A 12,713-nucleotide genomic window follows, 5' to 3' on the forward strand; every position below is an offset into this window, starting at 1 on the left:
CAGGCGCCGGGCTTCTTGTCACCACGCCGGGGCCAAAGGGTGGTTATCGGCTGGCCAAGGCAGCGGAAAATATCAGCCTGCTGGATATCGTGTTGGCCATTGAAGGTCCGGCACCTGCCTTTCGCTGTGCGGAAATCCGCCAGCGTGGGCCAAACCCTTTGCCGGGGCGGTATTTCGCCAAACCCTGTCAGATCAATTCAGCCATGCTGAAAGCAGAAAAAGCCTATCGGGCGGAACTCGCCAAGGTCACGATTGCCGATATCGCCGCACAGGTGGCGCAGGATGATGATGGCGGCATTGCCGCACGCGGCTGCGCATTCCTGGAACTCAATGAAAGAAAGGCCGCCAACCGCGCCTGATCCATAAGGGAGAAACCTGATCGAACCTGCCAAGGTCCTCACCATCAGCGGATAGTGCCGTTGATGGAATGACGCCGCATGCCTTCAATTCTGGTCTGTCGCAACAGGCGCCAGTCAGAGGGACGAACCTGAAAAAATCAATCCATGCCGCACGCCGGTGTCATCACCGGCGAGGGGAAACTGCGTCCAAAATACACCCATCAAAACAAACCGTGAAAGGTAAATACCATGACCCGTATGAACTGGAGTGACGTCGCACCGGAAGGCGCAAAGGCACTTTTTGGCGTGCATCATTACGTCACCAAAAACACCAATCTGCCGGAAGAGTTGATCCACCTTGTGTTCCTGCGTGTGTCGCAGATCAATGGCTGCGCCCATTGCATTGATCTGCACAGCCGTGACCTGCGCAAAACCATGTCGGTGGACAGGGTCACACTGGTGCCGGTGTGGGAAGAGGTGCCGCACCTGTTTTCAGATCAGCAGCGCGCAGCCCTGGCATGGGCAGAAGAAGTCACCCGTGTCAGCGAAACCCATGTGTCAGATGAAGCCTATGCTGCTGCCTGCGCCGCCTTTGATAAAAAGGATCTGGTCGATCTCACCATCACCATTGCGGCGATGAATGCCTTTAATCGCCTCGGTGTATCCTTCCGCCTGCCAGTTGCCGCCAAGTCGTGACAATACCTGCATGACCAAAGGCGGCGCGGGTCTTCTCGCGCCGCCTTTTGTTTTGCCATGTTCTGATGAGCAAACCGTCCGTCAGTTCACCATGGTGTTTTTCACGCGCAACGAAGCGCGGGTGTACCACACCAACAGGCCGCCAAGGATGACCTGCTGAAACAGTTCGGGCATGTCATCTAGGGTCAATAAATCGGAAAAACCACGGCCCAGCAGGCTCCCGACAAGGGCGAGGTTTGCGACAAACAGCACCTGAGTTAGCAGCCATTGAAAGAAAAACAGATCAACAAACAGGCGCATCCTGTTGAGGCCCGCCCAAAGAACGGTCAAGCCAATCGCCAGTTGCACGATGTTCATGGCGACGTCAGTACAAATGACGAGGCTTATGTTGGGAATGTCCGATAAGCCCTCGTAACCCTTGAAGTTCATATGCGCCGAAATGACAATGTTCAAAACGCCCAATGTCTGCAGCACCAGCAAAACAGCCAGCCATCCGCCAATACCCTCAAGTGACGAATTGTCCTCGGCAGGCGGGCGCGATTTCCAGACCATCACCGCTATGCCGCCAAGAATGGCCAGCAGAATGATCCAGTGCCAGATAGAAAATGCGCCCATAATTCCCCCAGATGACGATCGGTTGTCAGTTCACCATGGTGTTTTTTACACGCACCGAAACGCTGAGGTACCAGACCCATAGACCGTTAATCGCAAGATTGATGACGAGTTGCAGAATGACGGGCGCTGTCAGCATTCGTTCAATTGGCACTTGAAGAGCTGCAGAGACAACGGCGGCGTCTAAAGCAAATGCCAGCGTTGGAGCCAGCCACTGCAGAAAGAACAGGCGCTTGAATGCGTGTTTTTTTCTGAAAAGTGCGACGGTTGTCACGATAGTCAGCGTCACAAGCGCCAGAGTAATGGCAGTTTCGAAGTTAATTGCAATGCGTGCGCCGGGTATGTGAGCGATAGCCTCATACTCTTTCGACATCTGTGCCGCGCGTCCAAGTGTTTTGATGGTGACGAAAATCTGCCAAATGGCCAGAACCACCAACCAGCCTCTGATACCGCGCAGTTCAAGCTTGCCATCCGGTCCAAGTTTGCGAGATGCCGCAATGATCCAGGTGATGACGCCGATAAAGACAAGCAAAAAAATCCAATGCCAGATTGAAAAAGAGCCCATGATTCCCCCACATTTAAGGCTCAACCCTGTATTGCAATTGCCGTGGGATTTCAAACAATCAGATACGTCGTGGTACGGCGCGGTAAACGCATCTTAAAACATGCCAGCCTCACGCATGCACGTGGCAATAGGCCTCAAACTCCCGTGCCACGGCGGTTCGGTGCCTTTCCTTGTGACGCAGCAGCGTAAAACGCCGCGGTGGCAGGTCAACATCCAGCACCCGCAACTGGCCGTTTTCGATAAAGGGCGCCACAATCATCCGCGATAGCGCCGTCACGCAGCCGCCCTGCAAAACGGCCGTCAAAAGCGCCTCGTTGGAGGGCAGCACAAAGCGCACATCAAGCGTTGCCGGATCAACAGACAATTCCTTGAGCGCCTGTTCCAGCACGGATCGTGTGCCAGAACCCTGTTCGCGCATGATCCATTTCAGCGAAGCCAGTTCATCCTTTGGCTGTTCCGTTCCCGCCTTGCAAACCACCACCAGCTTGTCACTGGTAATTGTGGTGGTGGAAAGCAGCGGTTCATCCAGCGCACCTTCAATAAAACCCAGCTCCGCATCGCCATTGATCACCGCTGCCGCAACCGTTGCCGTATTGCCAATGGTCAGGTTCACATGAATGCCGGGATAATCCGCGGAAAAACCAAGCAGCCGTGAGGGCAGCCAGTAGTTGGCAATGGTCTGGCTGGCCTGCACATCAAGCGTGCCGGTCTTGAGGTTGCCCAGCTCCGCCAGCACCGCCTGCGTTTCCTTCACGCGGGCCAGCGTTTCCCTGGCTTCCTTCAACAGCACCTTGCCTTCGCGGGTCAGTTGAATGCCGCGACCCACCCGGTCAAACAGTTTCACGGCATAAAACGTCTCCAGCGCCTTGATCGACGCGCTGACGGCAGAGGGCGTCAGATGCAGCGCCTGCGCTGCCTTTGTCAGGTGTTCGCGCTCTGCGGTGGCGATGAAAATAACCAGCTGTTCAAATGTCATGGTCAATCGTTCGTTTTAAACGAATGAAATGTCAAATATTATTCGATATACGCAAACGGAGTGGATGAATATTCTCAAATCATCAAGTGATTTGGGAGTGCATTGCGTTGGTTCGTTCATTGTTGAAAATCGGTCCCGGCCTGTTGCTGGCTGCGCTGGTGACAATTGCGGCCCAAGCGCTCGTTGCGGTCGAAAAGTCTGTGCTGGGACACGAGCTGCTGGATGGGCTGGTTATCGCCATCCTGCTCGGCACGCTGTTTCACACTGTCTGCGGTCTTGCCCCGGTGTTGAAAGCAGGTGTCGATTTCTCGGCCAAATTTGTCTTGGAATTTGCCATCGTGCTGCTCGGTGCTTCCGTCAGCCTTGCAACCATTGCCGATGCCGGCACGCTGATGGTGGGTGTGGTGGTCTGCACGGTCATCCTGTCGCTTTTTGCCAGTTACGGCCTGTGTCGTCTGCTCGGCCTGCCGGATCATCTGGCAACCCTGGTTGCCTGTGGCACCTCAATTTGCGGCAATTCAGCCATTGTTGCCGCAGCCCCGGTCATTGGCGCAAAGTCGGATGATGTTGCAGCCTCCATTGCCTTTACCGCCGCGCTTGGTGTGGTCGTGGTTCTGGCGCTGCCGGCGCTTTTTCCCGTGTCGCAGTTCAGCGAGTGGCAATATGGCGTGTTTGCCGGCATGACGGTTTATGCCGTGCCGCAGGTACTTGCCGCCACCGCACCGGTTGGCGCTGCCAGTGTGCAGATCGGCACGCTGGTCAAGCTGATGCGCGTGTTGATGCTGGGTCCGGTGGTCCTCATGCTGCGTCTGTTCAAGGGCGGTGCGGCAGAGCAGGGCGAACGGCTGTCACTGACCCGCCTGTTGCCTTGGTTCATCATTGGATTTTTCTTGATGATGTGCCTGCGCAGCCTGCAGCTTATTCCACAAAACGTCGTCACTTTTGCCCAGAGTGGATCGGCCATTCTCACCACGGTTTCGATGGCGGCCCTCGGTCTTTCGGTCAACATGCGCACGGTCTTTGCCTCGGGCGGGCGGGTGCTGGCAGCTGGCATTCTGTCGCTTGCCGCCCTTGGCACCCTCGGCATCATCGGCCTCATGGTGTTCCACGCGCAGTAGCTTGTCAGCCTAGCTGGAAACTGCCGTTGTTACACCTTGAGTTGAATTCCCACCATATCACCGTCCCGTCATGGTAGCCAAATTACCCGCCATCACCGCGTACCATTGCGTACGGATAAAAAATGCTTATTTTGCAAAGTCTTAAATCTGCATAACGAGTCGCTGCCCATTTCGGAGCCCCATACATGAGTAACGCGTCGGAGCAACGTGTCTGAGCATCTGGCAGCGGGAGTTCTTGGAACCATGAGCACGGAACTTGTTACCATCCTGACCACGCTCGGGCTTTACGCCGCCGTGGTCATCAGCCCCGGCCCCAATTTCGCGCTCATCAGCAGGCTGGCCGTGTCAGGCGCACATCAGGCCGCCACCGGCGCCATCTTTGGCCTGGCAACGGCTGCCACCCTTTATGCGTTTCTGTCCATGACCGGCCTTGCACTGGTACTGACCCGCATTGGCTGGCTTGCCCATGCGGTGCAGATCGCCGGCGGTTGTTATCTGATCTATCTCGGTGTCATGGCCTGGCTTTCCAGCGGACCGCAGGCGGGGGATGGCCAAAAACAGCAGCCAAGTGCCAACGGTCTGTGGCGCGGTTTTCGCACTGGCATGTTGGTCAACCTGTCCAACCCCAAGGGCATTGCCTTCTTTATCGGCCTTTACGCTGTTGCCGTTCACCCGGAAACGGCCGTCTGGGCTAAATCTGTCATCCTGCTTGGCGGTTTCATGCTGGAGGTTGTCTGGTACGGCCTCGTCGTGGTGCTGTTGTCCAGCCGGCCAGCCAAACGTGCCTATCAACGCTTTGGCCAATGGATCGAACGCGGCATCGGCACATTGCTCGCTGCCTTTGGCCTGCGCCTCGTCACGGAAAGATTGTCCTGATCACCCATGCTTTGCTGTCCGTGAGGCAGCTGATGGGGACAAAGGTCTGCGGTGACAGCACGCATTTCTGCTGCTAACAAACTTTATAGAATAGGCCACGGAGCGCCACTGCCAGATGATGACGTCAGACGCTGATATGAAAGGGCAGGAACAGGTGTTCGCATTCCTGGGAGCAGGTGGGCAGGCGGGGACCTTGCTGCGCTCCGTCAATTGGTCGGCATCCGCTGTTGGTGATGCCACGACATGGCCGCCAGCACTCAAAACCGCCTTGTCCATCTGCCTTGGTTCGGCGGCACCTTGTGCGGTTCTGTGGGGGGCAGAGCTGACGCTGTTTTATAATGATGCCTATTGCACTGTGCTGGCAGAACGCCATCCCGCTGCCATGGGCCGGCCGGTGGCCGAGGTCTGGCCGGATTTGCTGCCAACCGTTGGCGTCAGGCTGCAGCGTGTGATGGAAAAGGGCGAGGGCATCAGCCTGCGCCGCCAGCCCCTCACATTCAGCCGGGCCGGCGAAACCGTCGAAACCTTCTGGGATTATGCCTACGCGCCCATCCGCAGCGAAGATGGCAGCGTTGGCGGCATTCTGGTGACGGTTTCTGAGGTCACCGATGTCATCGTCAATGAACGCCGTCTCACCCAGCGCGCCCAGCAGCAACAGACGATGTTCCAGAAGATGCCGGGTTTCGTTGCCTTCCTGCGCGGCGAAGACCACGTCTATGAATATGCCAATGATGCCTACCGCGATATCACCGGCGGGCGTGATCTCATTGGTCTTCCGGCCAAACAGGCGCTGGCCGAACTGGCCGGGCAGGGTTTCTTTGAAGTGCTGGACCGGGTCTATGCCGAGGGCAGTTCATTTTCTGCCACCGGCATGAAGGTTAGGCTGAAGGGTGAAGCGACGGATCGTTTCATCGATTTCGTGTTTCAGGCGCTGCGCGATGAAACCGGTCATGTCAACGGCATTTTTGTGGGTGGGCATGAGGTTACGGCCCATCTGGAAGCCCAGCGCGCGGTTTCCGTGCGTGAGCGTGAGCTGCAGACGCTGACAGATGCACTGCCCATCCTGATCTCCTATGTCGACCATGAAGAGCGCTATCAGTTTGTCAACAAGTTCTACGAGACCTGGTTTCCGAGAACGCGGGAATCGATGATTGGCAAAACCCTGCTCGAAGTGGTCGGGCCGGAGGCTTACGCCAAGGTCAAGCACTGGATTGATGCTGCATTGGCCGGAGAGCGCCTGCATTTCGAACAGCACATGCCATATTCCACCACCTCGCACCGCGATATCCGCGTCGAATATATTCCCCGCTTTGATGCCGATGGCGGTGTCGAAGGTTTTTATACGCTGGTGCAGGACATTTCAGACATCAAGGCGGTGGAAGCCCGCCAGCGAGACCTGACCCACGAACTGTCGCACCGCATCAAGAATTCGCTGGCCATGGTGCAGGCCATCGTCAGTCAGTCACTTCGCAATGCCGATGATACCAGCCTGGCGCAGGAGGTCATCTCGGCGCGACTTTCGGCCATGTCGCGTGCGCAGGATATTTTGACCAACACTAATTGGGCTTCGGCGGATATCCGCGAAGTGCTTGATGTGGCGCTGAAACCCTATCTCGGCGGCGGGGATCGTTTCACCTTTACCGGCCCGTCCATCCAGCTGTCAGCGCAGCAGGGCCTTGGCCTGTCGCTTGCCATGCATGAGCTTGCCACCAATGCTACCAAATATGGTTCGCTTTCGGTCATTGAAGGCACGGTGGACATTGAATGGTTGGTGGATGAAAACGGCCAGTTCGTCTTTGACTGGGCGGAAATTGGCGGCCCGGCGGTTGAAGCGCCCACCAGAAAGGGTTTCGGGTCACGGCTGATCGAGCGCAGCGTCGCGCCTTATTTCGAAGGCGCCTGCACCTTGTCTTATCTGTCGTCGGGCGTGCGCTTTAATCTGGTCGGCAAGATCCTGCACGAATGATCTCGAATTCGGAGACACTGACATGAGCGATCCGCAGGGCGGCCACCGGTTAAACGATGCAGTAAAGACGGATATCGAAAATTCCGTGCTCTGCTGGCTGGCCACGGTGGATGCCGATGGCACGCCCAATGTCAGCCCCAAGGAAATCTTCTGTGCTCACGGGGATGACCATATCGTGGTGGCAGACATTGCCTCGGCCCACACGTTGCGCAATCTGCACGCCAATGCCACGGCCTGCGTCAGTTTTGTTGATGTGTTTCGCCAGCGCGGTTTCAAGATTGTCGGCACGGCAAGGATCATCGCACCGGATGAGCCGGATTTTGCCGTGTTCGGTGCAGATCTGCTGCGGATGGCGGGCAATGACTTTCCCATCCGCCATGTCATCGCCATCAAGATCAAGCGTATTTCCCGCATCTGGGCACCCAGCTACACGCTGTTTCCGGAGCGTAGCGAACAGCAATGCATGCAAAGCGCCTATGACACCTATGGTGTTACGCCCATCCAGAAATAAGCACTGTCTTCAAACGCGCATCCAAGGGGAAGGATTACGGCAATGACAACATCAGCCCCGTTGGATGATGGCGCAGCGTCGCACCTCCAAGGCATTGAGATGCCTGCGCTCACGCTGCCAGCCACGGATGGAACCGCGGTGTCTTTAGACCAGCCCGGCCTGACCGTCATCTATGCCTATCCACGCACCAGCCCACCGGATGGCGCAGCACTGGATGGCTGGGATGAAATCCCCGGCGCCAGAGGCTGTACCCCACAATCCTGCGCCTTCCGTGATCATTTCGCAGAGCTGACACAACTTGGCGCGACACGGGTGTTTGGCCTTTCAACCCAGACAACCGAATACCAGAAGGAAGCCGCCGCACGGCTGCATCTGCCATTTCCTCTGTTGTCGGATAGCGGCCTTTCACTGGCCGGTGCCTTGCGCCTGCCAACCTTTGAAGCCGGCGGCCTGACACTGCTCAAACGCCTGACCATGATCATCGAAAACGGCCGCATCGCCAATGTGTTTTACCCGGTCTTCCCACCGGACCAGAACGCCCAAGCCGTCATTGATTGGCTGAGCAGCCGTACGTAGGATACATCCCATGCCGCCAAAGCCTGTCACCATTTCCTTGCGAGATATACTTCAAAAACAAGAGATTGCATTCCTGCCGCTGGGAACGCCGCTGCTGCAGGTCGCCGGTGAAATGGGGCCACCAAGAGGCTGGATTACGGATGTATATGCCGAGCCTGTACCATTGTTCTGGGTCTATCAGGGTGGCATGGAACTGCATTTTGAGCCTGAAAACCCGTATCCGTTGACCACGGTCAAACTGTCATCAGTCGGTGCTGCAAGGGGCAAAGTGGCGCGCTTCAGTTACTGGCGCCGGATGCGCATCGACTTTCCGATGTATGAAAGTTCGGTTTCCGGTTTTCTAAGGGGCGGCTTGTGGGACCTCGATAAGGTGCAGATTGGAATATGCACGGATATGTTGTCTCCAGCACTCGATATCTGCGTCGGCAATCTTAGAATTAATTTTCACATGACTGTCGAGGATGAAGAGGTCGTTGAACAGGCATTGGAGCGACCTGATTTCGATCTTGCTCAACAAGTTGCTTTATTCGATCCAATCAGTTGCTTCATGGGCGCGTATTTTCTAACCGGTGACCCGAAACTGGATCGTATGCCGTCCACGTGCTGGACCAGGCCGCATAGCTTTTCAAGCACATGAATGTGTCGAATTGCCAAATGGTTCAAATGCAACCATTCAACTTAAAGTGGTTTTAGCCTGTGCTGGTTTAGCGTCCGCCGATAGACCCGGGGGACGCCATGTGGTGGAAGCTGTTTGCCTGTTTTCAGATGTTTGTGACCTATCACAACATCACCACGCCATTAAACCAGAACTACACCTGGCTTGACTGGCTTTATGTCGGCATTGCCGCTGGCGCTTGCCTGCTGGTGTTCTGCTACGCTTTCGACAAACGGTTTTATAACGCAAGGGTGGCGCGCAGTTTTCTCTACATCTTCGTGGCCTATCTCGTTGTCATCAAGTGCACGGATATCGTTCAGTTTCACGGCCGCGTCACCGCAGGTGAAATTCCCCTGTGGTCGGCCATCGCAGCATTTCTCGCTCTTTCCGTCGCTAATGTTTTCGAGGTACTGGCAATCTGGCGTTACAGCCACGGCAAAACACAGCGCCTGACGCTGACTGCCATATCCTGAACAGGAGGCGCAGGCCGTGATCGAAACAATGGGTGTCATGTTGCGGTTCGGTGGCGTCGCCACGTCCCGCGATATCCTGGAAGCGGCTTTCGGGCGTCCGGTCACCTGGGCAAACAACCGGCGAGGTGGTGTGCAGCATGCCCAGATCGATCTGTCACCGGATGGGGATCATATTGACTGGCAGGTGCTGACATTGGCATTTGAAGAACTGGGGCAGTCGGTGTCTACGCTGGTAAAAAATGGCAGTATTGCCAGCGCAGAACTGGATATCGGCCTGCCATTTTACGATACCAACATGGCATCTTCCGTCACGCTGCCATCGCAGCTTTGCGCAGCCGCCGGTCAACACCACATAGCCGTAACAGTCACCTATTACCTGACCGATGCGGATGATCAGCCGACCTGAATGTCGATAACCGCATCAGCACCATTGTTCGCGGTTTCATGATGACGAGGCGATATCTTACTTTGAGAGTGCGTCCTGCTGCTCGTTTTTAGAGGCCGGTAGCGTGCTGCACGACCAGCGGCTTGGAGGGAAAATGCAGGCGTTTTGCTACACGTAGACTGCCGCCATACAGTATCCTGGTGCTTCGCTGGCCGGTGTTGTCCAATATTTCTTGCACGTTTCGGACATGTAGTCAGCGTACGCCTGGGTTGGATTATTGTGGGTAATTAGCGAAAAATCACCGCGATACGTTGGATTGTCCGATGTCGCCTCTAGCTCAAAGATGTGAGCGTTAGGGCGAGTCTGATTACGAAATGACACGGCCAGTTCAATCGTTTCCCAGACAAAGGTGCAGTGGAGGCGGGAGCACAGCTTTGGATCGACGATTACCCGCGCTGACTCCATTGCTACTTCCCAGAGCAAGACAGCTAAAGTCTCGGGCGTCGGCATTGGTCCTCCAGGCCGAAATTGCCGAATTTGTCTGCCCCAGCCGCCGGGTTGGATGATCTCGCCGATCGCAAAATCGGCATAGTTGACGTGGTAGTACATTTATTTCCTGCGCCCCCATTTGAAGCCAAAATGTACAAAATGGATGATTGGTGCAAGGTATTGGTGTGTTTGGTCGTGAGGTTACTTCTTTCCCACCATCCCATCATTAATCGGCATGCACAGCTGCACGCCAAGCGACATCCAGAATTTTGAAAAGCCCTCTGCCTATAATTCAGGTGGAGGGTTTCGTCGTTTATCTGGATGCCGGTGAACTGGTCATACCGTCGTGTACTCACGTCAATTTATCTGGATGCGGCCTTTGGTTTCCATCGAAGTGATCAGGGCACAGAGGGCAACCATTATGCGCCAAGATGTGCTCAAAATGCGCGGGAAGCCCATCCGCTCCTTCTCTGTGCGCCTCGACGGCACCATGACACTCGATGCATCTCATGCGTCTCGTGGTCCACATCTTTAAGACATCATCAATGTCAACTTCCAGCCATTCACCTTTGGCCCATAGCTCACATTTGTCGGCATTGACCGCCATGCCGTATTCCTTTTGTTGGTGGTTACTGAGACATTTATGTTTCGCGGAGTGGGGGTAACCAAGATCATTGGCCTATATCTCGCTCATGAAACACCCCCATTTGGGGTAAGGTGAGCCATCAGCCTCATCATCAAGCGGCATAGGCGCTTAATGCACCTTATTCAGTCGTTGAGGTCGATAGGTTCATTTCTGCTGCCTCAACTCCTCTTTCAGGGCGTCCAGCGCCACTGCGGAATAACCGGCACGCCAGATCAGCTGTGTGCGACTATGGGCGAATTGTTCGGGCAGGGGCAGCGCCCGCACCTGCGTCTCCTGCTGCCAGCCCGCTTGCACCACTTGCAGCACCGAACGTGGCATAATGCCAATGCCGGAGCCTGCCGCCACACAGGCGCTAATGGCATGGTAGGAGGCAAGCTCCAGCACACGTTCAGGCATAATGCGCGCCATGGATAGCCAACCCTCCAGAATACGCCGGTAGGAACAGCCGGTGGCAAAGGCAATCACCGTGCGTTGTGCAAGTGCCTGTGCATCCGCCATGTCATTAATGGATTTCGGCCCGATCAGCACCAGTTCTTCGGCAAAGGCCGGTTGTTTTTCCATGTCATCGGCCCGGAAGGGCTCGGAAACAAAGGCTGCTTCAATGTCAAAACTGCGCACCCGCTCAATCAGCGCCGTTGTGTCACCCGTTACCAGCTCGATGCGAACATCGGGGTACCGGTGATGGTAGGTGGAAAGCAGCGGTGGCAGACGGGCCGCAGCCGTGCTTTCCAGCGTACCGATCCGCAAGGTGCCACGCGGTGCGCGGTTGCGCAGCGCCGCTTCCGCCTCGCTGGAAAGGCGCAGCAACTGTTCGGCATAGGTCAAAAGAACCTGTCCCTCGGCAGTCAACGTCAGCTTGCCACCCTCGCGGTGAAACAGCACCACCTGTAACCGCTCTTCCAGAACCCGGATGCGTGTGGAAATATTGGATTGCACACGGTTCAGCCGCGCAGCGGCCTTGCTGACGCCGCCACAATCGACCACCGCTTTGAATATCTCCAGTGAATCTATGTCGATGTTTCTCAAATCGTGAACCTCTCATCTCCATTATTCATTTTTCAGGATGGTAAAGGCAAGCTACAATCCAAGCATAACGCCTGATGTTCGGCTTTGCCGGCCGGTCAGACCTCAACTCTTGCCATCAGGAACATCGAAACCTTGGCCACTTTTCCCTTGCTTCTCATTCAGGTGGGCACACCGCCAGACGATATCAGAACACCGCTCGGTGATTTGCCCCTATGGTTTCAGCGCGCCGTTGGTCCTGACACGGAAACGCTTGCGGTCATCAGGGTGTTTGAGGGTGAAAGCCTGCCAGCGCCCGATCGCGTAAAAGGCGCCATCATCACCGGCTCCTGGGACATGGTGACGGATCGCCTGGCCTGGAGCGAGGCAACGGCCGAATGGATACGGCAGGCCATGGCCATCGAGCTGCCGCTGTTTGGCGTCTGTTACGGCCATCAACTGATTGCCCATGCGCTGGGCGGCGAGGTGGATTATCACCCCAAGGGCCGCGAAATCGGCACGCAGACCGTTCGCCTGCTGCCGGGTGCGGAACAGGACCCGTTGGTCAGTGCCATGCCAGTGCAGTTTCCGGCCCATCTCACCCACATGCAGACGGTCATTCGCCTGCCGCAAGGCGCACAAGCGCTGGCCGCCTCCAGCCATGATCCGCATCAGATCGTGCGTTATGGCCGCAACGCCATTTCCACGCAGTTCCACCCGGAATTCACGCCGGACATTTCCTCGGCCATCATTCGTATGCGGGCAGATGTGCTGCGCGCCGAGGGGCGTGATCCAGAAGAGCTGCTGGCTGGCGTCGAACACGCCGCCG

At 56.2% G+C, this 12,713-nt stretch carries 16 protein-coding genes; 11 read left to right on the forward strand and 5 right to left on the reverse strand.

What is annotated here, in order from left to right:
* Together RT613_RS14685 and RT613_RS14690 are read left to right on the forward strand one after the other, a co-directional pair.
* Window positions 1–359: Rrf2 family transcriptional regulator (locus tag RT613_RS14685; protein ID WP_313616443.1), on the forward strand; the 359-nt coding region annotated here is incomplete at its 5' end.
* Window positions 360–587: 228 nt separating this feature from the next.
* Window positions 588–1,034 (forward strand): carboxymuconolactone decarboxylase family protein, encoded by a 447-nt coding sequence (locus RT613_RS14690; RefSeq protein WP_313616445.1) that lies wholly within the window; start codon window positions 588–590, stop codon window positions 1,032–1,034.
* 81 nt (window positions 1,035–1,115) lie between these two features.
* On the opposite strand, the gene RT613_RS14695 is transcribed toward RT613_RS14690, so the two are convergent.
* The 3 genes from RT613_RS14695 to RT613_RS14705 are packed head-to-tail and all read right to left on the reverse strand — an operon-like array spanning window position 1,116 to window position 3,187.
* The gene (locus RT613_RS14695; RefSeq protein WP_313616446.1) at window positions 1,116–1,649 is read right to left on the reverse strand and encodes a DUF2569 family protein; all 534 of its coding nucleotides are present in this window, start codon (window positions 1,647–1,649) and stop codon (window positions 1,116–1,118) included.
* Window positions 1,650–1,674: 25 nt separating this feature from the next.
* On the reverse strand, window positions 1,675–2,265 hold the full coding sequence (locus RT613_RS14700; RefSeq protein WP_313616448.1) for a DUF2569 family protein: 591 nt from the start codon (window positions 2,263–2,265) through the stop codon (window positions 1,675–1,677).
* Between the two features lie 55 nt (window positions 2,266–2,320).
* Complete coding sequence (locus RT613_RS14705; RefSeq protein WP_313616450.1) at window positions 2,321–3,187, reverse strand: LysR substrate-binding domain-containing protein; 867 nt, start codon at window positions 3,185–3,187, stop codon at window positions 2,321–2,323.
* Window positions 3,188–3,294: 107 nt separating this feature from the next.
* On the opposite strand from RT613_RS14705, the gene RT613_RS14710 reads away from it, so the two are divergent.
* The 8 genes from RT613_RS14710 to RT613_RS14745 all read left to right on the forward strand — a co-directional run bounded on the left by RT613_RS14710 (window position 3,295) and on the right by RT613_RS14745 (window position 9,768).
* Window positions 3,295–4,305 (forward strand): putative sulfate exporter family transporter, encoded by a 1,011-nt coding sequence (locus RT613_RS14710; RefSeq protein ID WP_313616452.1) that lies wholly within the window; start codon window positions 3,295–3,297, stop codon window positions 4,303–4,305.
* 243 nt (window positions 4,306–4,548) lie between these two features.
* Complete coding sequence (locus RT613_RS14715; protein WP_313616454.1) at window positions 4,549–5,181, forward strand: LysE family translocator; 633 nt, start codon at window positions 4,549–4,551, stop codon at window positions 5,179–5,181.
* 115 nt (window positions 5,182–5,296) lie between these two features.
* Complete coding sequence (locus RT613_RS14720) at window positions 5,297–7,147, forward strand: PAS domain-containing protein (RefSeq protein WP_313616455.1); 1,851 nt, start codon at window positions 5,297–5,299, stop codon at window positions 7,145–7,147.
* A gap of 22 nt (window positions 7,148–7,169) precedes the next feature.
* Complete coding sequence (locus RT613_RS14725) at window positions 7,170–7,658, forward strand: pyridoxamine 5'-phosphate oxidase family protein (protein ID WP_313616457.1); 489 nt, start codon at window positions 7,170–7,172, stop codon at window positions 7,656–7,658.
* A gap of 42 nt (window positions 7,659–7,700) precedes the next feature.
* Window positions 7,701–8,234: a peroxiredoxin gene (locus RT613_RS14730; protein WP_313616459.1), complete on the forward strand. Its 534-nt coding sequence runs from the start codon at window positions 7,701–7,703 to the stop codon at window positions 8,232–8,234.
* A gap of 10 nt (window positions 8,235–8,244) precedes the next feature.
* Window positions 8,245–8,871 carry a hypothetical protein gene (locus RT613_RS14735; protein ID WP_313616461.1) on the forward strand — a complete coding sequence of 209 codons (627 nt, stop codon included), beginning with the start codon at window positions 8,245–8,247 and terminating at the stop codon, window positions 8,869–8,871.
* A 98-nt stretch (window positions 8,872–8,969) separates the two neighbouring features.
* Window positions 8,970–9,362: a hypothetical protein gene (locus RT613_RS14740; protein WP_313616463.1), complete on the forward strand. Its 393-nt coding sequence runs from the start codon at window positions 8,970–8,972 to the stop codon at window positions 9,360–9,362.
* Between the two features lie 16 nt (window positions 9,363–9,378).
* Entirely contained in the window at window positions 9,379–9,768 is a 390-nt protein-coding gene (locus RT613_RS14745; RefSeq protein WP_313616464.1) for a hypothetical protein, read from the forward strand.
* A 147-nt stretch (window positions 9,769–9,915) separates the two neighbouring features.
* On the opposite strand, the gene RT613_RS14750 is transcribed toward RT613_RS14745, so the two are convergent.
* Together RT613_RS14750 and RT613_RS14755 are read right to left on the reverse strand one after the other, a co-directional pair.
* Window positions 9,916–10,356, reverse strand: a complete 441-nt coding sequence (locus RT613_RS14750) for a hypothetical protein (RefSeq protein ID WP_313616466.1) — start codon at window positions 10,354–10,356, stop codon at window positions 9,916–9,918.
* 670 nt (window positions 10,357–11,026) lie between these two features.
* Window positions 11,027–11,908 carry a LysR substrate-binding domain-containing protein gene (locus tag RT613_RS14755; RefSeq protein WP_313616468.1) on the reverse strand — a complete coding sequence of 294 codons (882 nt, stop codon included), beginning with the start codon at window positions 11,906–11,908 and terminating at the stop codon, window positions 11,027–11,029.
* Window positions 11,909–12,040: 132 nt separating this feature from the next.
* On the opposite strand from RT613_RS14755, the gene RT613_RS14760 reads away from it, so the two are divergent.
* The coding region (locus RT613_RS14760) for a glutamine amidotransferase (protein ID WP_313616469.1) at window positions 12,041–12,713 on the forward strand (673 nt) is incomplete at its 3' end.

The organism is Agrobacterium sp. (assembly GCF_032092815.1).
In the GTDB taxonomy this organism is placed as follows: domain Bacteria; phylum Pseudomonadota; class Alphaproteobacteria; order Rhizobiales; family Rhizobiaceae; genus Agrobacterium.

Coding starts and splice junctions, on each gene's coding strand:
- RT613_RS14735 (WP_313616461.1), top strand. CDS start 8,245: ATGCCGCCAAAGCCTGTCACCATTTCCTTGCGAGATATACTTCAAAAA.
- RT613_RS14740 (WP_313616463.1), top strand. CDS start 8,970: ATGTGGTGGAAGCTGTTTGCCTGTTTTCAGATGTTTGTGACCTATCAC.
- RT613_RS14725 (WP_313616457.1), top strand. CDS start 7,170: ATGAGCGATCCGCAGGGCGGCCACCGGTTAAACGATGCAGTAAAGACG.
- RT613_RS14730 (WP_313616459.1), top strand. CDS start 7,701: ATGACAACATCAGCCCCGTTGGATGATGGCGCAGCGTCGCACCTCCAA.
- RT613_RS14695 (WP_313616446.1), bottom strand. CDS start 1,649: ATGGGCGCATTTTCTATCTGGCACTGGATCATTCTGCTGGCCATTCTT.
- RT613_RS14690 (WP_313616445.1), top strand. CDS start 588: ATGACCCGTATGAACTGGAGTGACGTCGCACCGGAAGGCGCAAAGGCA.
- RT613_RS14720 (WP_313616455.1), top strand. CDS start 5,297: ATGATGACGTCAGACGCTGATATGAAAGGGCAGGAACAGGTGTTCGCA.
- RT613_RS14750 (WP_313616466.1), bottom strand. CDS start 10,356: ATGTACTACCACGTCAACTATGCCGATTTTGCGATCGGCGAGATCATC.
- RT613_RS14715 (WP_313616454.1), top strand. CDS start 4,549: ATGAGCACGGAACTTGTTACCATCCTGACCACGCTCGGGCTTTACGCC.
- RT613_RS14705 (WP_313616450.1), bottom strand. CDS start 3,187: ATGACATTTGAACAGCTGGTTATTTTCATCGCCACCGCAGAGCGCGAA.